Raw genomic sequence first — 22,823 nt, 5'->3', positions numbered from 1 at the left:
GTCAGATCTGCACCAGTCCGGAGAAGCCGAGGAAGGCCAGCGACATCAGGCTGGCGGTGATCATCGCGATGGCCGGGCCCTGGAAGGGGCGCGGCACATCGGCGACGGCCAGGCGCTCGCGCATGGCGGCGAACAATACCAGCACCAGCGAGAAGCCGACGGCCGCGCCGAAGCCGTAGAGCGTGGCTTCCATGAAGCTGGAATTGCGGTTCAGGGTCAGCAGCGCCACGCCGAGTACCGCGCAGTTGGTGGTGATCAGCGGCAGGAAGATGCCCAGCACCTGATAGAGCAGCGGGCTGGTCTTCTTGACCACCATCTCGGTGAACTGCACCACCACGGCGATCACCATGATGAAGGCGATGGTGCGCAGGTACTCGAGCCCCAGCGGCGCGAGGATGAAGTGATAGGTCAGGTAGGCGCACATCGACGACAGCGTGAGCACGAAGGTGGTGGCCAGCGACATGCCCATCGCGGACTCCAGCTTGTTGGAGACACCCATGAAGGGGCACAGGCCGAGGAACTGCACCAGTACGAAATTGTTGACCAGGATGGTGCTGATCAGGATAAGAAGGTATTCACTCATCAGGGGCGTCGCTCGGTCAGGGTGTTTCGAAGGCGCTTCCGTGCTCGCGGCATGCATGAACCGGCACTCGCAGGCGATCAGGGCTGTTGCTGCCGCAAGCTGTCAGGAAGCTGCAGGGCAGTGGATCGTCGAGCGCGGCGGTATTATACGCAAGATGCTGCTGGCCGACAGCCTGTAGCGTGGCAAGCGAGGCGTAGTGTTGCCAGCATGAGACGACCATTGTTTCGCGTTTTGCTTGGTTCTTGAAGTAATAAAGAAGAATTCCTTTATTACTTTTATTGATTGTGGCGTGATCAGCGACTTTTACGTCATCCGGGGTGGCACAAGGAGCGAGATATGCGCAGGACAGGAACACGCGGCCGTCGGCCGTTATGGGTCATCATCCTGGTGGTGGCGATGGCGGGCATCTCGCAGCTGACGGGCAATGGCAATTTCTCGCTCTCCCAGCTGTGGAATGACTTCCAGTCGCCGCAGGCCGAGGCGACGCAGGGGGAAGGCGCCTCCTCGGCGGACGAGAGCCGACTCAGGCGTGCCATCAGTGCCCAGCAGAGTGATGTGCAGGTGCGGGGCGTGGGCGAGGTGACGCGTCTGCTCAGGGATGATCTCAAGGGCAGCCGTCATCAGAAGTTCCTGATCCGGGTCGCGGGCGGCACCACCATTCTGGTAGCGCACAACATCGACCTCGCGCCACGCATCGACAGTCTTCAGGTCGGTGATCGCATCGGCTTCTACGGGGAATATGAGTGGACCGACAAGGGCGGCGTGATCCACTGGACGCATCATGATCCCGGTGGCCGTCATGTGGATGGCTGGCTGGAGCATGCCGGTCGTCGCTATGAGTAGCCGTCCCGCCGACCGGATGTGACGCATGAACGACAACGCCCCGCCAGAGAGTCTCTGGCGGGGCGTTGTGCTGAAGAGCCCTCAGCGTGGTATCGCAAAGAGCCCTCGGCGCATCATCAGTGGATCAAGTGACGCGCTGACCCGGCTTGGCGCCGGTGTGCGGCTCCAGCAGGTAGATGCCTTCGTCGTCACCGGCAGCCAGCACCATGCCCTCTGACACGCCGAAGCGCATCTTGCGCGGCGCCAGGTTGGCGACCATCACCGTCAGACGACCTTCCAGCGCTTCCGGGGCGTAGGCGGACTTGATGCCGGAGAACACGGTGCGCGTCTCGCCCCCGATATCCAGCGTCAGCTTGAGCAGCTTGGCCGCCTTCTCGACGTGCTCCGCCTTGACGATCTTCGCCACGCGCAGGTCGGTCTGCATGAAGGTATCGAAGTCGATCTCGTCGGCGATCGGGTCGGCGTCGAGCGGGCTCGGCGCGGCCGCGGCTTCGGCCTTGGCGGTGCCGTCCTTGATCTTCTGTTCCTCGACCAGTACTTCGCGCGAGGCTTCGAGCATCTTGTCGATGCGCTCCGGCTCGACGCGCGTCAGCAGCGGCTTGAACTTGTCGATCGCATGATCGGTCAGCACGCTTTCACGGCTGGCCCAGTCGAGGCTCTCGAGGTTCAGGAAGTCGCGTGCCTTGTCGGTCAGCTCCGGAATCACCGGCGCCAGGTAGACCATCAGCTGGCGGAACAGGTTGATGCCCACGGAGCAGACGTCGAGCACTTCCTGCTCGCGGCCGTCTTCCTTGGCCATCGCCCACGGCGCCTTGTCGGCGATGTAGGTGTTGGCTTCATCGGCCAGCTCCATCACCTTGCGCATGGCGCGCGCGAATTCACGGGCTTCGAAGTCCGCCGCGATGCCTTCGCCAGCAGCGATGAAGCGCTCGACCAGCTCCGGCTCGGCGCAGGTGGCGGACAGCTTGCCGTCGCCGAACTTCTTGACGAAACCGGCGCAGCGGCTGGCGATGTTGACCACCTTGCCGACCAGGTCGGAATTCACGCGGGCGGTGAAGTCGTCGAGGTTGAGGTCGAGATCATCGACGCCGGAGGTCAGCTTGGCGGCGAAGTAGTAGCGCAGGTATTCCGGGTTGAGGAACTGCGCGTAGGTGTCGGCCTTGATGAAGGTGCCGCGCGACTTGGACATCTTGGCGCCATTGACGGTCACGAAGCCGTGGCAGTTGACGCCGGTCGGGGTGCGCATGCCGGCACCTTCCAGCATCGCCGGCCAGAACAGGGCGTGGAAGTAGACGATGTCCTTGCCGATGAAGTGATAGACCTCGGCGTCGGAATCGGCCTTCCAGTAGCTGTCAAAGTCGATGCCCTGCTTCTCGCACAGGTTCTGGAAGCTGGCGAGGTAGCCGATCGGCGCGTCCAGCCACACGTAGAAGTACTTGCCCGGCGCGTCGGGAATCTCGAAGCCGAAGTAGGGCGCATCGCGGGAGATGTCCCACTCGGCCAGACCCGCCTCGAACCATTCCTGCAGCTTGTTGGAAATCTGGCTCTGCACGCGGCCGCTCTTGGTCCACTCCTGCAGGAAGTCGGCGAAGTTCGGCAGCTTGAAGAAGTAGTGGGTGGACGTGCGCATTTCCGGCGTGGCGCCGGAGATGGCCGAGACCGGATCGATCAGCTCGGCCGGCGTGTAGGCCGCGCCGCAAGCTTCACAGTTGTCACCGTACTGGTCTTCGGTCTTGCACTTCGGACAGGTGCCCTTGATGAAGCGGTCGGCGAGGAACAGGCCCTTGACCGGATCGAACATCTGCTCGATATCGCGCGTAGCGATATGGCCGGCATCGCGCAGTGCCAGATAGATGCGCTCGCTGTGGGCGCGGTTCTCCGGCGAGTGGGTGGAGTGATAGTTGTCAAAGCCGACGCCGAACTTGGCGAAGTCGGCCTGGTGCTCGTCACTCACACGCTGGATCAGCTGCTCGGCGGTGACACCTTCCTGCTCGGCACGCAGCATGATGGCGGTGCCGTGGGCGTCATCGGCGCACACGTAATGGCATTCGTGGCCACGGCTTTTCTGGAAGCGTACCCAGATGTCGGTCTGGATGTACTCAAGCAGGTGACCCAGGTGGATCGACCCATTGGCATAGGGCAGGGCACTGGTAACCAGAATCTTGCGCGCTGACATGAGGCCTCGTCTTGACGGTAAAGGGCGCCTGCTGCGCACTGCGCAGCCACTCGCCGGGATGACTCGTGATAAGGGGCGAACGCATCGCCCCGTCGGGATGGGCGCTACTATATCGCGAAGGTGCGGGCGGCGCGAAGGGCGCGTCGCGTCACCGGCAACGCTGGCGTGCGCAACTGCGAGGTTGCAACCCGTGCCGCTGCCCTCATGAAGGATTCAAGGACACTACATTTTCCGTTCCTGGAGGTCAGCATGCCAGCACAGCTATCCGTCGCCGGTCAGATCAATCGTCTCATCCGCCAGGTGATGATGCCCGGCAGCAACGCCCGTCCCAACGAGGAGCCCGGCCCGGAACTCGCCATGGCCGTGCTGATGTTCGAGGTGGTACGCGCCGATGACCATCTCGATGTGCGCGAACGTGAAGCCCTGGCGCGCCAGCTGGCCGAGCGCTTCTCGCTGGGGGATGAGGAACTTGCCAGCCTGCTGACCCAGGCTGAGCAGGATGCCGAGCAGGCCACGGACCACTACCGCTTCGTCAAGCAGCTCAACGAGCACATGAGCCTTGAGGAGCGCAGCGAGCTGATCGGCATGCTCTGGGAGCTGGCCTACGCCGATGGCGAGCTGGACCCGCAGGAAGAGCATCGCATCCGCCGTCTTGCCGGCCTGCTGCATGTCAGCCACAGCGAGTTCATCCGTACCAAGCTGGCGGCGCAGCCAGACACCTGATCCGTCAGGAATTTTGGGAAGGGTGTCCCTGTCCACCCCTTAGGCACACGCCCCTATTACGACACCCCCAAGCAGACGCCCCCGTTGCCAATGGCAGCGGGGGCGTCATGTTTGCGGCTTCGGGTCGCAGTGTCGTCTGTCATTAATCTGACATCTTTATGTCATCCTTTCGTCATGAATCGTCCTGTAGCCGGGCCATTGATATGGACGGCTCTGCTTGCGTCGTCAATAGTGAAGCGCATGCTCCAGTTGGCACCTTGGGTGCCGCCATGTGAGCAGATCGCGATTCATTTCTGACCAACAAGCGCTCCGTTCGAACACAGACGTACAGACTTGCACGAGTATCGTATGTGCCCGGGTAACACGGATGCCAACAACGATAAGGGAACACGGAAGATGACCATGATGATGCCTCATCAGAACCGGCAAGGACGATGGTGTCGAAAAGGGTGGGCCGTCGTTGCGCTGACGGGAAGCATGAGCTGGATGCCGCTGGCCAATGCGGCAGAGATCAAGAATGTCATTCTGATGATTGGCGATGGTATGGGGCCCCAGCAGGTTGGCATGCTGGAGACATACGCCAATCGTGCGCCGGATTCGATATATCAGGGGCGTTCGACGGCACTCTACCAGCTGGCGAAGGAAGGCGTGGTGGGCGCTTCATTGACTCACCCTGAAGATGCCGTGGTAGTGGATTCGGCCTGTTCAGCGACTCAGCTCTCGACGGGTATCTTCACCGGGGGCGAGGTGATCGGCATAGATTCAGAGGGTAATCGGGTGGAAACCGTCCTCGAGCTTGCCAAACGAGTCGGCAAGGCCACCGGATTGGTGTCCGATACGCGCCTGACCCACGCGACTCCGGCGGCCTTCGCCGCCCACCAGCCGCATCGTTCACTGGAAAATGCCATTGCCGAAGACATGCTCATGACCGGGCCGGATGTCATGCTGTCGGGAGGGTTGCGTCACTTCGTGCCACAGTCCGTCAGTGAGCCGGGGGAAAGCGCGGGCAGTGTCGAGACGCTGATGCAAGGTGCCTGGTCGCCAACCTCCAAGCGCAAGGATGAACGAAATCTGCTCCAGGAAGCTGCAGATCAAGGCTATGGGCTAGCCTTTACGCGTGATCAGATGGCCGCACTCAATGGCACCAAGGTATTGGGGCTATTCGCCAACTCGGGTATGGCGGATGGTATCAGCTATCGAGATAGCCATGATGACCCACAGCGTCAGCAGCCGACCCTGCATGAGATGACCCAGAAAGCACTGTCAATGCTGGAACAGGATGATGATGGTTTCTTTTTGATGGTCGAGGGTGGCCAGATCGACTGGGCCGCGCATTCCAATGATGCGGGCACCATGCTCAATGAACTGATCAAGTTCGATGAGGCCGTGCAAGGTGTCTATGACTGGGCGCGAGAGCGAGACGATACAATAATCCTGGTAACGGCCGACCATGAGACGGGGGCATTCGGCTTCAGTTATTCCAGCGCCAATTTACCGGCAGCGCAGAAGAAATCAGGCCCTGCATTCGCAGATCAGGATTACGCACCCAATTTCAATTTTGGTGACTTCTCGATTCTGGACAGTCTCTATGAGCAGAAGCAGACCTATTACGAGCTGCTCAGTGATTTCGAGGCACTACCGCAAGATGAGCGCACACCGGCGCGCTTGATGGCGGCTGTCAATGGCAATAGTGACTTCCAGATTACCGAAGCCCAGGCAGCTGAAGTACTGGCCAACAAGCCCAACCCCTATCATGTGGATGGACATAGTTACCTCGGGGTCAGCGAGGTGCCGGCAGTTCACGACTTCGACGCCTTCTTCCCCTATAACGATCGCGGCAACCTGCTGGCGCGGGCATTGGCGACACAGCAAAACACCGTCTGGGGGACTGGTACGCACACCCATACGCCAGTCAACGTCTTTGCATGGGGGCCAGCCAACGACATCTTGCCGGTCTCGTCCATCCTGCACCATTCCGAGATAGGGCAGTATCTGAAGACAGTGGTAGCGAAGTAGTCGGACTCGGCCCATTACTGAAGATTGAGTGATGATATGACCCAGAAGGCCCCTGATGAGTGAATCATCAGGGGCCTTCTGGTTTGTCTGTTTCCTGTACGGTCTTTCCGTCACGGTCTTGTACGCGACATGGCGCTGACGTGCGGCATGTCAGGCAACTTGCTGGTGATGGTTCTACCCGTCATGCCCTGGTGAAAGGGTGAGTCAGTTGCGATAGAACAGGTGCTGACCGATGCGCGCGGTGCGCACGAAGCGCTTGGCCCAGTAGGGCGTGGCGTAGCGGGCGTGGAAGTAGAGGGCGCCGTCGGTGACGTCTTCCAGCTGATGGTTGAGTGCCTGGCGGGCCACGTCGCGTGCCTCAGCGTAGGCGGCGGGCTCGCGAATACGGTCGGAGCGCCCGTCACACCACCAGGAGAACTGACAGCTGCCGCTTTCGCCGCCCTGCTTGACCACGCCGCACAGGCTATCGGGGAAGCGCGGGTCGGCGGCGCGATTGATCACCACATTGACGATGCCCTGCATGCCGCTTCTGCCTTCGCCCTTGGCTTCCCAGTAGGCGGCACGCGCCAGGCAGGTCAGCGGGTCATCTACCGGGCGCTGGCCGTTGGGGTCGATCGCCTTGGCGCCGGCCTTGCTGAGCAGCAGACTCTCGGGCACATCGCTCTCGCCTTGCACCAGCAGGCTTTCCAGCCGTTCGGCCTTGACGGCTGCCTTGGCCGCGGTGGTCGGTGCGGCAGGCGCGTCCGAGGCGTGCGGCGCGGAGCACCCTGCGGCCAGCGTCAGGCCGAAGATCAGTACCAGATGACGAAGCGTGCGTGCACTGCTGATGGCGTAGCGCCGGGTGTGAGTCAGTGGGCGGCGCGGTGTGAGAGATAAACGCATGCAAGATACCTGTGAACGTGGCCTGGGAAGCGCAGCAAGGCGGGATGGCGCGCAGGGTCAATCCGGGTCGATCGCACACCTTCGGTTGGCGAGTCACTGACGGAAACTGAAGCGTTGGCCACCGGCTTCCTCGGTAGCGACAGTCGACGCGCAAGCGCATCAGTTTGCCTGACCCTGACCTTGTATGGTCCAGAGTGAGCTTCAACGCAACTCTGACGCTTTGCCGCGCAAAGGGTTCCGCAAGTGTCACCACGCGGTTGCGTAGTGATGACGATGGCGCGGGTAACGCATCGTGCCTGCCAGCGCATGATCAGGCGGGTCAGAGGCAGCCAGATCGCTTGCGCCAGAGGGGCGGATGACCAGGCGTAGTGGATCAGATGCGCTGGCGGAGAGCGTCGAAGGACCTGGTAAGGCGCATCAAATGATCTGCTCAAGCGCGCCGCGCCGATTTCTGGTCACGCAGCCTAGCATCTTCAGCGCGTCTCGTCCGTGCCATCCTCGGCGCATGCCGTTATCATGGCGGGCTAGCCTTGATGACCCTGTCAGGCTGTCCCACTTCTTTTTATCTGCGCTTCTGCGTGCTGCTGCTCTGCCTGTTGCCTGCGTCGCTGCCTCGAGAGTCCCCATGACCGAACCCGTCCGTCTTTCCAAGTTTCTGGCCCATCAGCAGGGCATCTCGCGCCGTGAGGCCGAGCATCTCATCGCCAAGGGGGTGGTACGTGTCGCGGGCGAGATCGTGGAAGCGCCTTTCTTCAAGGTCACCGATGAGGAAGTCACCGTCGATGAAGGCGCCAGCATGGCACCCATCGAGCCGCTGACCCTGGTCTGGTATCAGCCGCCGGGCACGCCGCTGCCGGACCCGCTGACCCTGCGTGACGGCGCGCCGCGCAGTGCGCTCGACAACAGCGGTGCCGACTGGCTCAAGGTGCATTTCCTGTCTCAGCAGCCGCTGGCTGAGCTCGGCGAGGACGAATCCGGTCTCGCGGTGTGGTCACAGAATCGTGGCGTGATTCGCAAGCTGGGTGATGACCTGGACCAGCTGGAGCAGGAATACGTCGTCGAAGTGGAAGGAACGCTGGATGATGAAGGCCTCAAGCGTATCGGCTTCGCGCTGTGCGCCGACATCCGCGGCCGCAAGCCCAAGGTCAGCATCAGCTGGCAGAGCGACACCCGTCTGCGCATCGCCATGAAGCGGGTGCCGGTGGGCGGTATCCGCGGCGCGGTCGAAGAGCAGGGCCTCAAGGTCATCGAGGTACGTCGTCTGCGTCTGGGCGCGATTCTGCTCGGCCGCATGGCGCCGGGCGAGTGGCGCTTCCTGCCGGTCGACGTGCGCTTCTGAGACGTGCGCTTCTGATTTGCTCCCAGGGCCATGGCTTCCTGAGGCATGGCTTCCATGGACATGCTTCATCGGCTTGGCCCGTGTAGCGGTGGCAGGCATACTGTGCCCATCGTGTTCCACGGCTTTTTTCGCTGACAGTTCAGACGCCTGCGCGCCACGTTCATCGCGTCGCGCAGGCCGTCACAGGAGTTTCAAGGTATGGAAGGTATCAAGCACATTGTCGCGGTCGCTTCCGGCAAGGGTGGCGTCGGCAAGTCCACCGTCACCGCCAATCTGGCGCTGGCATTGGCGGCGGAAGGTCTCAAGGTCGGCCTGCTGGACGCCGACATCTATGGTCCGAGTCAGGCGCAGATGTTCGGCGTGCCGACCGGCCAGCGTCCGGAGATGGCCGGTGAGCAGGTCTTCAGCCCCATCGAGGCGCATGGCATCAAGACCATGTCGATGGCCTATCTGGTCGACGTGAAGGACCCGATGGTCTGGCGTGGCCCGATGGTCGCCGGTGCCTTCCAGCAGCTGCTCAACCAGACCGCCTGGGGCGAGCTTGACGTGCTGCTGATCGACATGCCGCCGGGTACCGGTGACATCCAGCTGACCCTGTCACAGAAGGTGCCGGTCTCCGGCGCCGTCATCGTCACCACGCCGCAGGACATCGCACTGCTGGACGCCCAGAAGGGCATCGAGATGTTCCGCAAGGTCAAGGTGCCGGTGCTGGGGGTGGTCGAGAACATGAGCACTCACACCTGCAGCCAGTGTGGCCACAGCGAAGCGGTCTTCGGCGCGGGCGGTGGTGAGCGTATCGCCGATGAGTACCAGACTCGCCTGCTGGGCCAGCTGCCGCTGACCCTGAGCATTCGCGAGAATGCCGATGGCGGTCGCCCGAGCGTGATCGCGGAGCCGGACGGCGAAGTGGCCGCGAGCTTCCGCGCCATCGCGCGTCAGGTCTCCGAGTCACTGGAAGGTGCCGGCGCGGACGAAGGTCCGAGCATCAGCTTCAGCTGAGCCCGACGGGCCAGGCGCAAGCCGCGCGTGCCGAGGTTTCCAGCGACACAGCGGGCCGGTATCATGCTGGCCCGCGTTTCATGGCGCTCACGCGTCTCTCCCCATCAGTCAGTCAGGTACGCTCGATGAGCATCAAATCCGACAAGTGGATCCGTCGCATGGCCGAAAGCCACGACATGATCGAACCCTTTGAGCCCGATCAGGTGCGCTTTCACGATGAGCGCCGTGTGATTTCCTACGGCACCTCCAGCTACGGCTACGATGTGCGCTGCTCGGATGAGTTCAAGGTCTTCACCAACATCCATTCGGCGACGGTGGACCCCAAGCACTTCGACGAGAAGAGCTTCGTGGACGTGAAGGGCGATTCCTGCGTGATTCCGCCCAACTCCTTCGCGCTGGCCCGTACCATCGAGTACTTCCGCATTCCGCGTAACGTGCTGACCATCTGTCTGGGCAAGTCCACCTACGCGCGTTGCGGCATCATCGTCAACGTGACGCCGCTGGAGCCGGAGTGGGAAGGCCACGTCACCCTCGAGTTCTCCAACACCACCAACCTGCCGGCGCGTATCTACGCCAACGAAGGCGTGGCGCAGATGCTGTTCCTCGAGTCCGATGAAGTCTGCGAGACCAGCTACAAGGATCGCGGTGGCAAGTATCAGGGCCAGCGTGGCGTGACTCTGCCGCGTACCTGATACCCCTTGCTGCAAGCCTGGGTATTGCATTCACGCTAGTGACCCGCACGCCGCAGGCCAAGAGTGCGGCAAGCCAAGAGTGTGGCAAGCCAGGAGCGCCTCCTTCGGGAGGCGCTTTTTTTGTGCTTGTTTGTGCCTGCTCGTGGCGACGTGTGACGACGGTGGCAAGAAAGAGACAACGGTGGCAAGAGAGACGCCGGTGGCAAGTAGCGAGAACGTGACGCGCTCGCAAGGCGCTGAGTCTTAGCCGGAAGTTGAACGAAACACGTGATTCAATCACTCGTTTTATTGCCTATGCTTATCTGCAGGCCACCCCCAGAGTGGCTGCAGGACGGATACCTCCCACAAGCAAGGGGCACGCCATGCCATCGCGTTCACATCGCGCTGTATTCCCTCCGGCCAGCGGTCTGGTCCGACGTTTCACCCTCAGCGGTCTCGCTCTCGCCATCAGCACCACCTTGCTGGCGACTCCCGCGCAGGCCTATTCCAATCTCTATCTCTTCGGCGACAGCCTGAGCGATTCCGGCCAGTTCCCCGATACCACCCTGGGTGGCCTCAATAGTCTGCGTTTCACCAACCGCAGCGGCCCGGATTACGAGAACTCGGCCTATGGCAGCGTCTCGACCCAGTTGCTGGCCACGGAACTGGGGCTGGCGGCAGAGCCTTCCACCTCGGTGATCTATCAGCTGGCCGGCTTCAGTGACGGCACCAACTACGCGGTGGGCGGCTATACCACGGCGCAGATTCTGGCCTCGGTGACAGATGAAGACGGCTCTGAGGTGGTCATCCCGCCGGGCAGTACCGGCGCGGGCACGGTGCTCAGGGTCGAGGACGGCTATCTGGCCAGCACCGGCGGCAGTGCCGACCCGGACGCCCTCTATTACGTCAACGGCGGTGGCAACGACTTCCTGCAGGGCGTGATCACCTCGCCGGCCACGGCGGTCGCCTCCGCCGGCAATCTGGCCTCCGCGGTGGAAGCGCTGGCAGCGGCGGGCGCCACCACCATCATGGTCTCCAATCTGCCGGATGTCGGCAGCACCCCGGCCGGCCAGTCGGCGGGCGCGGCGCAGGCGGCGGGGACCTCCGCGCTGGTAGACGTCTTCAATGATGCGCTGGGCGCGCGGCTGGCGGCGCTGGATGGCGAGGTCAACATAATCCGCCTGGATACCGTCGGCATTCTCGAGGAGGTGCTGGCATCGCCGGCCGAGTTCGGCTTCGCCAGCGACGTGCCGCTGACCCAGGTGTGTTTCTCGGACAGCTGCAATGTCACGCCCTACGGGCTGGGCGGCGCTGAGGAAGACCCCGACAAGCTGCTGTTCAATGATGGCGTGCACCCGACCACCGCCGGCCAGGAGATTCTGGCCGACTACGCCTATGCGATGCTCGCCGCGCCCTCGGTGCTGGGGCTGGCACCGCAGCTGGGCACGGGCGCACTCAATGCCAGTCAGCGCAGCCTCGGCGATGAATTGCGCCCCGGTGCGCAGGACAGACGCTCCGGGGAGGGCGTGCGCGTGTTCGCCATCGGCTCGGCCAGTGGTGGCAGCGGTGATGGCGAGACCTCCACCGGCCAGCAGGGCTTTGACAGCGAGCAGCGCGGTGCGGGTGTCGGCGTGATGTTGCCGCTGGACAACGCGCTCGGCCAGGCATGGGGCGGTGTTGCCGTCAGTCAGCGCAATGCGGACTTCGATGTCGATGATGGGAGCGAGCTGGAGCTGGAGGGGCAGATGTTCAGCCTGTTCGCACGTCAGCAGCTGGGCAGGTTTGGCGTCCAGGCGGTGGCCAGCTACGGCGACTTCGATTATGACCTCGATCGCCATGTCGCACTGGGTCAGTCATCGCGCACCCTGTCCGGTGAGACCGATGGCGATGGCTTCAGCGCCGAGGCGCGTCTCGATTATCGCCTCACCGCCGTCGATTCGCTGTGGTACAACGCGCCCTTCGTGGCCTACCGCCACACCGAGTCCGACATCGATGGTTACACCGAATCCGGCTCCGCCGCCAACGCCTTGAGCGTCTCGGATCAGACGCTGCGTGATCGCCGTGTCGAGGCCGGTTTCATGGTCGACCGCGCCATCGCGGAGGGTTTTGGCCTCTACGGTGAGCTGGCCTACGGCAAGCGTCTGGATGACGATGCTGACAGTGCCGAGGTGCGTCTGGCGAGTCTGCCGACCAATGCCTACCGCGCCGAGGATTTGGATCGCGGCAGCGACAACTACCTGCGTGTCGACGGTGGCTGGCGCATGCAGCTGGGCCGCAATGCCATGTTGCATCTGGGTGCCGGTATCGAGACCTGGGATGAGGTGACGGCACGCGGGGAGGTGGGGGTGAGTTACACCTTCTAAGCGAAAGCCGCTGAGAGAAGTGAAGCTTTAAAGACAAGAAGACCCCGCGACATCGGCATGTCGCGGGGTCTTCTGTTTTCAGCTCGCTGTCAGCTTGCTATCAACTTGCTATCAGCTTTCTATCAGCTCAGTCGGCCTTGCCAGCAAGGCAGCGTCACTTGATCAGTCTTCTTCGCCTTCCGGCAGCTCATCGCTGAGCTCTTCTTCCACATCGGCGTGGGAGAGGCGCAGACCGCCCACCGGCAGATTGTGGCCGTCGAGCTTGGCCACTTCACCGTCGAGCTTCAGGCGGCCTTCGAGGAACCAGCGCACCGCGATCGGGTAGATCAGGTGCTCACGCGTGTGCACGCGCTCCTTGAGGCTGGCTTCGTCATCGCCTTCCAGCACGTTGGCGACGGCCTGGATCGCGACCGGACCACCGTCGAGCTCCTCGGTGACGAAGTGCACGCTGGCGCCGTGTTCCTTCTCGCCGGCTTCCAATACCTTGCGATGGGTATCAAGCCCCGGCCAGGCCGGCAGCAGCGACGGGTGAATGTTCATCAGACGCCCGAAGAAGTACTGCACGAACAGCGGCGACAGGATGCGCATGAAGCCGGCCAGCACGATGAGGTCCGGTTCATGACGCTCGATCACCTTGATCAGCGCGGCGTCATAATGCTCGCGGGACTCATACTCCTCATGCGGCAGCGCCACGGCATCGACGCCGGCGTCACGTGCACGCACCAGGCCGTAGGCATCGGCCTTGTTGGAGATGACCGCGACCACGTCGCCACCCAGCTCGTCGTGTTCCTGTGCTTCCAGCAGCGCCTGCAGATTGCTGCCGCTGCCGGAAATCAGTACCACGACGCGCGGGCGAACCGGCGCATCGTCTGCCTCGAAACCGTTGCCGAAGCCGCCGAGAGTGTCACCGTTGGAGGCGTTGGTATTCGGTTCGATCATGCGGACAGATTCTCCAGCTGGACCTGCTCTTCCATGCCGTTGCGGGCGCGGATGCTGCCGAGGGTGAAGACGGTCTCGCCCTGGGCTTCCAGGTGAGCGCGCGCGGCGGTGGCGTCGGATTCAGCGACGACCACGACCATGCCGACACCGCAGTTCAGCACGCGGTGCATCTCGTGTTCTTCGACGTTGCCCTGCTGCTGCAGCCAGTCGAAGACGGCCGGACGCTTCCAGCTGGCGACGTCGATCTCGGCGGTGCAGTCTTCCGGCAGCACGCGCGGGATGTTCTCGAGCAGGCCGCCACCGGTGATGTGGGACATGGCGTGCACGGACAGGCCGCTTTCCTTGAGCAGCGACAGCAGCGGCTTGACGTAGATGCGCGTCGGCGCCATCAGGGCGTCAGCCAGCGGCTGGCCGTCGATTCCCTGCTCCAGCAGGGAGGCATCGGCGACTTCGAGGATCTTGCGGATCAGCGAGTAGCCGTTGGAGTGCGGGCCGGAGGAGGCCAGACCCAGAATCACGTCGCCTGCGCCGACCTTCTTGCCGTCGAGGATCTCGGACTTCTCGACCACACCGACGCAGAAGCCGGCCAGGTCGTAGTCGCTGCCTTCGTACATGCCGGGCATTTCAGCGGTTTCGCCGCCGACCAGCGCGCAGCCGGACTGCAGGCAGCCTTCGCCGATACCGGTGACGACGTCAGCGGCGATGTCGATGTCGAGCTTGCCGGTGGCGTAGTAATCGAGGAACTGCAGCGGCTCGGCGCCAGCGACCACCAGATCATTGACGCACATGGCGACCAGATCGATGCCGATGGTGTCGTGACGGTTGAGGTCCATGGCCAGGCGCAGCTTGGTGCCCACGCCATCGGTGCCGGTGACCAGCACGGGCTGGCGATAGCCTGCCGGCAGTTCGCACAGGGCGCCGAAGCCACCCAGACCACCCATCACTTCCGGGCGGTGAGTGCGCTTGGCGACACCCTTGATGCGTTCGACGAGGGCGTTGCCTGCATCGATATCGACACCTGCATCCTTGTAGCTCAAGGAAGTCTTGCTGGGCGAGGAGTCCTGGGGGCGTTGCGTCATGTGAGGTTCCTGTCGGTGCGGCCTGGGCGGTGAGACACGATCGATCGCGGGAAAAGAAAGGCGGCCATTGTAGCATTGCGCTTCGCGGCTGACACTGTGCCGATTCACAAAACCGCATCAAAATGTGAAAAGGCCGCCACGCCAGTCATGGCAGGCCTTGTCGCACCTTGGATGGCGCCGGGGGAGGCAATGTCAGACGCGTGAGCGGCGCGTGTCTTGTGGGTGACTCGGCGACAGGCAACAATGGGTGATGCGTGCGCCGTCGGCAGTCAGCCGTCACGAGTGCCCCACGGCTTGTCTCAAGGAGTGAAGATGCAGCGTAAATGGTGGTTGCTGGCCGCAGGCGTGGCCTTCCTCGGCCTGTTGGTGATGCTCGAACCGATTCTGATGCCGTTCTTCATCGGCATGATTCTCGCCTATCTGGGTGACCCGCTGGCCGACTGGCTGGAAGACAAGGGCCTGTCGCGCCATCTGGCGGTCACGCTGGTGTTCAGCGTGCTCTCGGTGGTGCTGTTGATCGCGCTGCTGGTGCTGGTGCCGCTGCTCGGGCGTCAGCTGGCGCAGTTGATCAGCTTCATGCCGGTGGTCTTCAACTGGATACGCGAGACGGTGCTGCCGGAAATCCAGTCATTCACCGGGCTGGATTTCAGCGCCGACTTCGATCAGGTCCGCTCGCTGCTGCTGGGCAACTGGAAAGAGACCGGCACCTTCGCCGCTGCGCTGCTGGGCACCGTCTCCAAGTCCGGGCTGGCGATGGCCATCTGGCTGGGCAATCTGGCGCTGATTCCCGTTGTCACCTTCTATCTGCTGCTCGACTGGGACCGCATGAAGGAGAAGCTGCAGGGCCTGCTGCCGCGCCATATGGAGCCCACCGCCACGCGTCTGGCACATGACTGTGATGAGGTGCTGGGCGCCTTCCTGCGCGGGCAGCTGCTGGTGATGCTGAGTCTGGGCATCGTCTACGCCATTGGCCTGGCGATCATCGGGCTCAAGTTCGCGCTGTTGATCGGCCTGGTGGCGGGGCTTGCCAGCATCGTGCCGTATCTGGGCGTCATCGTCGGGATTTTGATCGCGGCGACGGTGGCCTTCTTCCAGTTCGGCGAGTGGTGGGCGCTGCTGGCGGTCGGTGGAGTCTTCGCGCTTGGCCAGCTGCTGGAAGGCGTGGTGTTGCAGCCGCTGCTGCTGGGCGACAAGATCGGCCTGCATCCGGTCGCGGTCATCTTCGCGGTGATGGCGGGCGGCCAGCTGTTCGGCTTTACCGGCATTCTATTGGCCCTGCCGGTGGCGGCCGTGATCATGGTGCTCTTGCGTTATCTGCATGATCGCTATAAAAACAGTACTTTATATGACCAACAGCGTGATTCTCGCCCCGTGGTGGCAGCAGATCAGCCAGCGCCGCCGGCGGCAGAGGATACCCAGTGATCGAGAGACGAGATCACGGCAACAACAATCAGCATGACGGATGGCAATGACTCAGGGACAGATGGCACTCGGCGTCGGGGTACGTGACGCCGCGACCTTCGACAACTACCACTTCACCTCGACCTCGCTGGCGGAGGCCCTCAAGGGGCAGCTTGCCGACGGCGGGGAGCCCTTCGTCTATCTGTGGGGCGGCGAGCAGAGTGGGCGTAGCCACCTGTTGCAGGCGGCCTGTCATCTGGCGGGCGAGCAGGGCAAGCGTGCCTTCTATCTGCCGCTCAATGAGCTGGGTCACTTCCCGCCGCACATGCTCGAAGGGCTGGACGAGATGGACCTGGTCGCCATCGATGACCTGGATGTGGTGATCGGTCGCCAGCGCTGGGAAGAGGCGCTGTTCCACCTCTACAACCGCCTGCGCGATGGCGGGCGGCATCTGCTGGTCAGCGCCAGCTGCGCGCCGCGTCTGCTGCCCGTCATCCTGCCGGATCTCGCCTCGCGCCTCTCCTGGGGCGTCACCTTCCATCTCTCGGGGCTGGATGACGCCCAGCGCCTCGAAGCGCTCAAATTGCGTGCACGTGACCACGGCCTTGCACTGCCCGATGAAGTCGCCCGCTACATCCTGCATCGCGGGCCACGTAGTCTGCCGGGGCTGTTCGCGGCGATGAGCGAACTCGACAACGCCTCGCTCTCCGCCCAGCGCAAGCTGACCATTCCCTTCGTCAAGCAGACGCTCGGCTGGTAGGGCAGCGCCTGCGCGGGCCCGGTGGCCCAAACTTGCCTTCATCACGACCGCGGCACCGATATTGCAGTCTCTTTCCATCATCTCTGTCTGAGGACACGCGGCATGAACAGGTTAGACAAGCATCGGGAGCGCATGCACAAGCAAGCCAACTCGATCGGCAACTTCCTGGTCGAAGGCTTTCACTATCTCGGCCTGTTCGCCATCGGCGGCGCGATTGCCATCGCCTCGGTATCGGCCTTCTTCGAGATGTTCGCCAAGGGCTCGGCCAGCGTCGATGACATCCTGCTGCTGTTCATCTATCTCGAACTCGGTGCGATGGTCGGTATCTACTTCAAGACCAACCACCTGCCGATCCGCTTTCTGCTCTACATCGCCATCACCGCGCTGACGCGCTACCTCATCGGCGATGTCTCTCACCACAAGGCCCCCGATATCGGCCTGCTCTACCTCTGCGGCGGCATCTTCTTCCTCGCCCTCTCGGTACTTGCCGTGCGCTTCGCCTCCTATAAATACCCCTCCAGTAAAGCCATCGACCCGATGGGCGGCACGGTAGGGGACGAGGACTCGACGCGATAAGCCCGTGTTTCAGTAGCACCGGAAGACCAAAAAGGCCGCGATCACTCGCGGCCTTTTTTAAGTTCTCATAGTGTTTGAAGTGCTAGGTGGCTATGGTAACGGCTAGAAGTAGATAGCTGTTTGGAATTTATTATCGCCAACTTGATTTTTGGTTTTTAATGCTTGAAGTTTTTTGTTTTATCAATTATACATAGTTTATATTTCGTTATAATGATACTTCTTTTTTGAGGGTTTGGATAAATGACAGAAGAAGAAAATAGTGCTCACTTTAAATTTCAATCTGAATTGCCTGAGAGTATAGATGGATTCATAGGGCAAGGTCATAAGAATGCTGCAAAGGCTCTACAAGATGTGATTGTGGATCACCCATATGTACATGTGTTAGGAGTTGAAGGAAATTTGGGTGCTGGTAAAAGTACATCGATTAAAATATTGGAATCACAACTTGATGAAAACACATATAAGTTTATATATTTCGATGTTGATCAGCATCATTACTCTTCGATAAAGTCTTCGTTTATTAAAATTTATTGTGATGGTCTGGATGAGATAATAGCAGATAAAGATAAGCCAGAGGCTCAGTGTTATAAGGATGAAGCATTGGGCAATACGATGTCTTATAAAAAGAAGACTAAAAGCAATATAAGTATGTTTGTCGTTATTTTTGCAGTTACTCTTGTGCTTTTTACCAAGCATATTACAGAAGCTATTGAAGTTTTATTTATTAGCTATAATGCCATTGCTAATAGTTTTTCCGGCAAGGAGCTATCCTTTAGTTTGGAAAGGGCTGTTGTACTATTATCTGCACTTTCGCCATTTGTTTTCTTTATATTCTTGAAAATATATAATTACTATAGTGAAAAGATAAAGAGAAGTGAGAGTTCCTTGTCCTTTGGTGACTTGCTTAAAAGGAATGGTGAAGACTCGATAAAAGAGACCATGGATATCACTAGAGAAGTTGGTAGCTATGAGCTTAAAAAAGCATTTTTAGAGTTATCATCTCTTATACCTAAAGATAAAGTTGTAATTATTGTTATAGATAATATTGATCGTGTGGAGCCTTCTACTGTTAGAGAAGTCTGGAGTGATTTGGATGTGTTTACTTCACTAGAAAATCAGAGTGTTAGAATAATACTTCCTTATTCAGAGGTTCATGTAGCCAACGCTATTAATAAAGACAGCTTTATAGATGGCAAAGAATTTATCTCCAAAAGACTGCCAGTAGTTTTTAGGGCTCCCCCAATAGTTACAGTTGGTTGGAGGGAGAAATACAAAAAATATTGGAAAGAGACTTTAGGTGAGGTTGATGGGTTTGAAAATAGTGCAGATATTATCAATGTATGGTCTAGTGAAACTCAGCAAATTACACCTAGATTTTTAAAGAAACATGTCAATGATATAGCTTGCTTGATGGCTAGTAATAATTCTAAAGTTAATGATGCGACTTATAGTTCCGCATACCTACTTGTCGTAAAGTATCACAGAATTGACTTGAAAGAATTACTGTCATCTCAAAAGAAATCTTCAGATTCTAGCACAGACGAAGAGAATAAAATAAAAAATATAAAAGCTGTGCAAACTATTCTTAATAGAATCACTGACGAGAGAAAGTGGTCTATAGAGTTAGCTTGTATACATTTCCAAACCAATGAAGAAATTGCCCAAAGTGAGCTGTTGGAGGAGCCGATCTATAAATCAGTAATGAGCGGAGATATACATGCGGTCATGAGGTTGTCTAAAGTATACGGCTATGATTACTACTTTAAAGTTAACGTGCGGGCTGTAAGTACGCAAGAGCTTATTAAATTGTCTAGTGATATTTTAGATAGTGAGTATGATGATAAGCAGGAATGGGTGCAACGGTGGATGCCAGTCTTTAACCAGCGAGCCAAGAATGAAGGCAACTTGGTTGGTTGTGATAGAGAGTACATTAAGGCTATTAAGAATCTAATTGAAAATCATGATCTTAAAGTAGAGCTAAGGCTTGTTAATAATGCTATAAAGCAAATAAGCAAAGATATTAGAAGTGACATCCACTCTGCCAATGCACTATTAGATCACCTTTACTGGTATTCGACTGTCGAAGAAAAAATTCCAGAAATAATAACTAATTGTCCACCAGAAGTATTTGTTAAAGAGTTATGGTGGATCAAGGATAACTTTCCATTCTGGGAAGTAGAAGAAATAGCATACCCTGTGAGTAAGCGAAGAGCATTTTTGGAGGTTGCTTCCTCAGAATACGCTCAGGATGATAGTTACTGGGAGATATTTGAATGGCTGATGAAGTCTCACCGTTTGGATGAGATAAAGATTGAAGAGGAGAGAGAGTGGGCATTAACGATCAAATCTGGTCAAGTGAATATGGATGATTACGCCTGCTATGTTGTACCATTCTGTGCAGACAGATTTTCATCAGATAGTTTGGATAAGTTGGTGAAGCGGTTGTTGAAAAATGAAATTACAACTAATGTAGAGCAATGGACTGCCTTCATGGTCATATCTTTAATATGTGGAGGTAATTATACTGGCAATACTTTAGTTGTTAGAAATGGTCAAAATTCACGAGTTAAGTTAGAACAGGTTGTATTCGAAATAGCTGATAATAACTCTGGGTATGAACGTTTTCTCAAACAGTATGTTGTCTTTGCTACAAGCTTTAATGTCTTAATTGGCTCTCTTAAGCATGATAAGGTTTTTAATGTCTTGGCTAAGCCTCTTTTGGAAATAATTAAAGAGAAGAGAGTATCTGCTCTAGATATTAACGGTTTGCTAGGGCAAGAGGCTTATGAATTGATACGTAAGACTTATAAGGAGAACTCAATTGCTGATTTTCTTGATTTCTTGAAACCTTGGGAAAAGCATCTTAAGCTATCGCTTGAAGATATATCTACAGATTTTGTCGAGGATGTAATAGAGGTGAGGGATGAATTTTGGGAAAATATGTTTATCTCTCTTTTAGAAAACGATTTGAAGAATGAAGCGTGCTGCGTAAAGTTGGTTGAAATGCCACATGCTAATTACCAAGCGATACTTCCTCGTCTAGTCAATACTGATAAAACTGTTAAAAGTTATAGTAAGTTAAGGACAGCGCTGATAAGTATTATGGAAGATAAGCAAGATCATGAAATGTTAGCTTTAGACAGTTCATATTGGTTAAAGTCTTTAATGCTTGTACTGCCTCCTAAGGTCAGAGGTGCTATTGCACGAAAATATCAAGCCAGACTGATAGAGCAAACAGCAAGCATGGCAGAGCGCTTTGCTATTATAAGAAATTTTGGTAGCTTTATTTTTCTTGTAAAACCTGAAAGTGAGTCTGCTTGTGATATTGTTTTAGGTTTATTTGAACAAGCGGATAATGATATAGTAATAAAGTGGCTTGATAGTCAAAGCGAAAACTTGTTTGATGGGAACGATAGTTATAGTAAAAAGCTGCTTGCGGGATTAGGGGCACATGAAGGAGTGGCGAAATTTGTAAATATTAAAGCAATGCTTGAAAAAACAGAATTTAACCTGTTAAGGTCTTAAGGAAAATAGTAGTCGAGTCTATATAAGCTAATTGGCATGAATGCTGTTGTGCTTTTAGTTGGAGGTAGTAAGGCTAATTCAGTGTTATGTGATTAGTCAATCTCTTGGAATGTGTTTAACGCTAGAAATTTAATGTTAGACATAAAAGGCTAGCCAAAGAAGGCTAGCCTTTCTATTCCCCACTCAGCGTCAGACACAACCTGCGGCTGCCGCCGTGGTCGCGGTGTTCGCCAAGCCAGATGCCTTGCCAGGTGCCGAGGGCGAGACGGTTGACGCCGCGGCGGGCTTCGACAGGCAGGGTGAGCTGGGTGCCGAGCAGACTGGCGAGTACGTGGGCGGGCATGTCGTCATCGCCTTCCAGCGTGTGGCGGAAGTAGGGCAGGTTGCCGGGCACCAGGCGGCGCAGGAAGGCGTCCATGTCGTGGCGCACGTCGGGGTCGGCGTTCTCGTTGAGCGTCAACGATGCGGAGGTGTGCAGCAGCTGCACATGCAACAGGCCGACACTGACCGGCGGCATTTCGGCCAATGCCTGCTCCACCTCGTCACTGATGAGGTGAAAACCGCGCTTGCGGGCGGAGAGGGTGAGAGTGTCGCGTTGCCACATGAGAAGCCCTGCCTGTCGTTGATTCAGTACATGCTAAAAATGACAAGCCAGAACGCAAAAGGCCAGCCCCTGAGGGCTGACCTTTTTGCTGCGTGCCGCGCTGGATTGCTTCACCGCGAGGGTGAGAGTCAGCGTTGCAAAGCTTGAATCAACCGGCAGTGGTGGCGGCTTCGCTGACGGTGCGGCGGGCGGCCTTGGCGGTGACGCGCTCCGGCTCTGACTTGCCGATCTCGCGGGCGAGCCAGTCGGCGAGCATGCGCACACGGGTCGGGATCGGGCCACGCGGCAGCAGCATGCCGATCTCGACCGGCGGGATCTCGCTGCATTCCAGACGCTTGAAGGACTGGCCGTTGCGCTCGCTGAGGGTGTTGACCCAGTCGGTCGGCAGCACGGCACGAATCAGGCCATCGGCCACGTAGTCGGTGAGGACTTCGAGGTCATCTGACTGGATGTGATTCGGGCGCGGGTCTTCCGGGTGACGCGAGAGGGAGGTGCCGGACACCAGCGGTTCCAGTTCACCCCACGGCAGTTCTTCCGGGTTCTCGACATGAGAGGCCGCGTAGGCCGCCTGATGCCAGTGGGTCAGCGGGCGGAAGACGTGGGTGCTGCCGGCCAGATGCGGGAAGCCGATTACCAGGTGCGGCTGATTCTCGAGAATCTCGCGACCGTTGTGCCACAGCTTCAGCTTGATATCGACGCCTTCGTGCTCCGACAGGAAGCTGGTCAGCGCGTGACCCAGGAAGTGACGACCCAGCGACGGCGTGGCGTGGATACGAATGGTACCGGTGAGATCTGACTGGCGGTCTTCGATGGCGCGGTGCGCTTCATCATCGAGATTGGCCATCGAGCGTGCGTAACGGTAAAGGGTCTCGCCGGCTTCTGACAGGCGAATGCCACGATGACCACGCTCGACCAGGCGAGTGCCGAAACGGCCCTCAAGGGCGTCGAGGCGACGGCTGACGGTGGACTTGGGCAGGCGCAGACGTTCTGCTGCGCGGGACAGGCTGCCGAGGTCTGCGACCATCAGGAAGGTGTTGTAGGCGTCGATATCGCTCATCGAATAGGTCCGGTTGTTCAGAGGGTCGGGGTGTGCCGTCAGGGAAACACCCACCTTGTTCGGGCCAAACGGGCCCGTTGCAGCGCCAGTCGCTGCACAACGGATTGCCTGTCGATGACCGTGCCCCTCAGGCCGCAGGGGGATGCCCCCGGGCAAAGACGCGCTCATCGATCAACAACCGTCACTGCCAGCCGAGCACCTCAGCGCGCGGCGACAGGTCTTGCTTCTGCTGCAGATATCCTCATGGCCGAGGCCATGACAGGGCACTGCCTTGGCGTGACAGCAAG

Annotated in this window: 19 protein-coding genes; 11 read left to right on the top strand and 8 right to left on the bottom strand. The window is 58.5% G+C overall.

What is annotated here, in order from left to right:
- Position 1: 1 nt before the first annotated feature.
- Positions 2 to 583 (bottom strand): electron transport complex subunit RsxA, encoded by a 582-nt coding sequence (gene rsxA, locus R2R70_RS13340; protein WP_043334102.1) that lies wholly within the window; start codon positions 581 to 583, stop codon positions 2 to 4.
- A gap of 16 nt (positions 584 to 599) precedes the next feature.
- On the bottom strand, positions 600 to 938 hold the full coding sequence (locus R2R70_RS13335; protein ID WP_410978267.1) for a hypothetical protein: 339 nt from the start codon (positions 936 to 938) through the stop codon (positions 600 to 602).
- On the opposite strand from R2R70_RS13335, the gene R2R70_RS13330 reads away from it, so the two are divergent.
- Positions 920 to 1,426, top strand: a complete 507-nt coding sequence (locus R2R70_RS13330) for a DUF3465 domain-containing protein (RefSeq protein WP_043334103.1) — start codon at positions 920 to 922, stop codon at positions 1,424 to 1,426. The two genes, R2R70_RS13335 and R2R70_RS13330, sit on opposite strands and share 19 nt — an antisense overlap.
- Positions 1,427 to 1,550: 124 nt before the next feature.
- Here R2R70_RS13330 and metG read toward each other — a convergent pair whose 3' ends face one another.
- Entirely contained in the window at positions 1,551 to 3,602 is a 2,052-nt protein-coding gene (gene metG, locus R2R70_RS13325) for a methionine--tRNA ligase (RefSeq protein ID WP_410978266.1), read from the bottom strand.
- A gap of 249 nt (positions 3,603 to 3,851) precedes the next feature.
- Between metG and R2R70_RS13320 the strand changes: the two genes are divergently transcribed.
- Positions 3,852 to 4,325, top strand: coding sequence for a TerB family tellurite resistance protein (locus R2R70_RS13320; RefSeq protein ID WP_052384628.1), 474 nt, complete (start codon positions 3,852 to 3,854; stop codon positions 4,323 to 4,325).
- Positions 4,326 to 4,721: 396 nt separating this feature from the next.
- Positions 4,722 to 6,341: an alkaline phosphatase gene (locus tag R2R70_RS13315; protein ID WP_234368129.1), complete on the top strand. Its 1,620-nt coding sequence runs from the start codon at positions 4,722 to 4,724 to the stop codon at positions 6,339 to 6,341.
- Between the two features lie 204 nt (positions 6,342 to 6,545).
- Here the strand turns inward: R2R70_RS13315 and R2R70_RS13310 are convergent, their stop codons facing one another.
- On the bottom strand, positions 6,546 to 7,223 hold the full coding sequence (locus R2R70_RS13310) for a cell wall hydrolase (protein ID WP_084589481.1): 678 nt from the start codon (positions 7,221 to 7,223) through the stop codon (positions 6,546 to 6,548).
- Between the two features lie 625 nt (positions 7,224 to 7,848).
- Here R2R70_RS13310 and R2R70_RS13305 point away from each other — a divergent pair.
- The 4 genes from R2R70_RS13305 (at position 7,849) to R2R70_RS13290 (ending at position 12,595) form a co-directional block, all read left to right on the top strand.
- A complete protein-coding gene (locus R2R70_RS13305; protein ID WP_159055855.1) occupies positions 7,849 to 8,562 on the top strand; it encodes an RNA pseudouridine synthase in 714 nt (237 codons plus the stop codon).
- Between the two features lie 162 nt (positions 8,563 to 8,724).
- Positions 8,725 to 9,561, top strand: coding sequence for an iron-sulfur cluster carrier protein ApbC (gene apbC, locus R2R70_RS13300; protein ID WP_410978297.1), 837 nt, complete (start codon positions 8,725 to 8,727; stop codon positions 9,559 to 9,561).
- Positions 9,562 to 9,686: 125 nt separating this feature from the next.
- Positions 9,687 to 10,253 (top strand): dCTP deaminase, encoded by a 567-nt coding sequence (dcd, locus tag R2R70_RS13295; protein WP_043334107.1) that lies wholly within the window; start codon positions 9,687 to 9,689, stop codon positions 10,251 to 10,253.
- Between the two features lie 362 nt (positions 10,254 to 10,615).
- On the top strand, positions 10,616 to 12,595 hold the full coding sequence (locus tag R2R70_RS13290) for an autotransporter outer membrane beta-barrel domain-containing protein (protein ID WP_410978265.1): 1,980 nt from the start codon (positions 10,616 to 10,618) through the stop codon (positions 12,593 to 12,595).
- Positions 12,596 to 12,757: 162 nt separating this feature from the next.
- Here R2R70_RS13290 and purN read toward each other — a convergent pair whose 3' ends face one another.
- Both purN and purM read right to left on the bottom strand, forming a co-directional pair.
- Positions 12,758 to 13,534 carry a phosphoribosylglycinamide formyltransferase gene (gene purN, locus R2R70_RS13285; protein WP_054556275.1) on the bottom strand — a complete coding sequence of 259 codons (777 nt, stop codon included), beginning with the start codon at positions 13,532 to 13,534 and terminating at the stop codon, positions 12,758 to 12,760.
- Positions 13,531 to 14,613, bottom strand: coding sequence for a phosphoribosylformylglycinamidine cyclo-ligase (gene purM / locus R2R70_RS13280; protein WP_410978264.1), 1,083 nt, complete (start codon positions 14,611 to 14,613; stop codon positions 13,531 to 13,533). Before purM ends, purN begins: the two co-directional genes overlap by 4 nt.
- A 312-nt stretch (positions 14,614 to 14,925) precedes the next feature.
- Between purM and R2R70_RS13275 the strand changes: the two genes are divergently transcribed.
- The 4 genes from R2R70_RS13275 to R2R70_RS13260 all read left to right on the top strand — a co-directional run bounded on the left by R2R70_RS13275 (position 14,926) and on the right by R2R70_RS13260 (position 20,875).
- The gene (locus R2R70_RS13275) at positions 14,926 to 16,035 is read left to right on the top strand and encodes an AI-2E family transporter (protein WP_410978263.1); all 1,110 of its coding nucleotides are present in this window, start codon (positions 14,926 to 14,928) and stop codon (positions 16,033 to 16,035) included.
- Between the two features lie 40 nt (positions 16,036 to 16,075).
- Positions 16,076 to 16,774 carry a DnaA regulatory inactivator Hda gene (hda, locus tag R2R70_RS13270; protein ID WP_043334111.1) on the top strand — a complete coding sequence of 233 codons (699 nt, stop codon included), beginning with the start codon at positions 16,076 to 16,078 and terminating at the stop codon, positions 16,772 to 16,774.
- A gap of 102 nt (positions 16,775 to 16,876) precedes the next feature.
- Positions 16,877 to 17,350, top strand: coding sequence for a phosphate-starvation-inducible protein PsiE (locus tag R2R70_RS13265; RefSeq protein WP_107336345.1), 474 nt, complete (start codon positions 16,877 to 16,879; stop codon positions 17,348 to 17,350).
- Between the two features lie 240 nt (positions 17,351 to 17,590).
- Positions 17,591 to 20,875, top strand: coding sequence for a P-loop NTPase fold protein (locus R2R70_RS13260; RefSeq protein ID WP_410978262.1), 3,285 nt, complete (start codon positions 17,591 to 17,593; stop codon positions 20,873 to 20,875).
- Between the two features lie 172 nt (positions 20,876 to 21,047).
- Here the strand turns inward: R2R70_RS13260 and R2R70_RS13255 are convergent, their stop codons facing one another.
- Positions 21,048 to 21,479: a secondary thiamine-phosphate synthase enzyme YjbQ gene (locus tag R2R70_RS13255; RefSeq protein ID WP_136938633.1), complete on the bottom strand. Its 432-nt coding sequence runs from the start codon at positions 21,477 to 21,479 to the stop codon at positions 21,048 to 21,050.
- A gap of 148 nt (positions 21,480 to 21,627) precedes the next feature.
- A complete protein-coding gene (locus R2R70_RS13250; RefSeq protein ID WP_043334115.1) occupies positions 21,628 to 22,536 on the bottom strand; it encodes a LysR family transcriptional regulator in 909 nt (302 codons plus the stop codon).
- Positions 22,537 to 22,823 lie beyond the last annotated feature (287 nt).

The sequence above is a fragment of the Cobetia sp. SIMBA_158 genome (assembly GCF_046566945.1).
Taxonomy (GTDB): domain Bacteria; phylum Pseudomonadota; class Gammaproteobacteria; order Pseudomonadales; family Halomonadaceae; genus Cobetia; species Cobetia amphilecti.
This window is presented reverse-complemented; position numbering and strand designations above follow the sequence as displayed.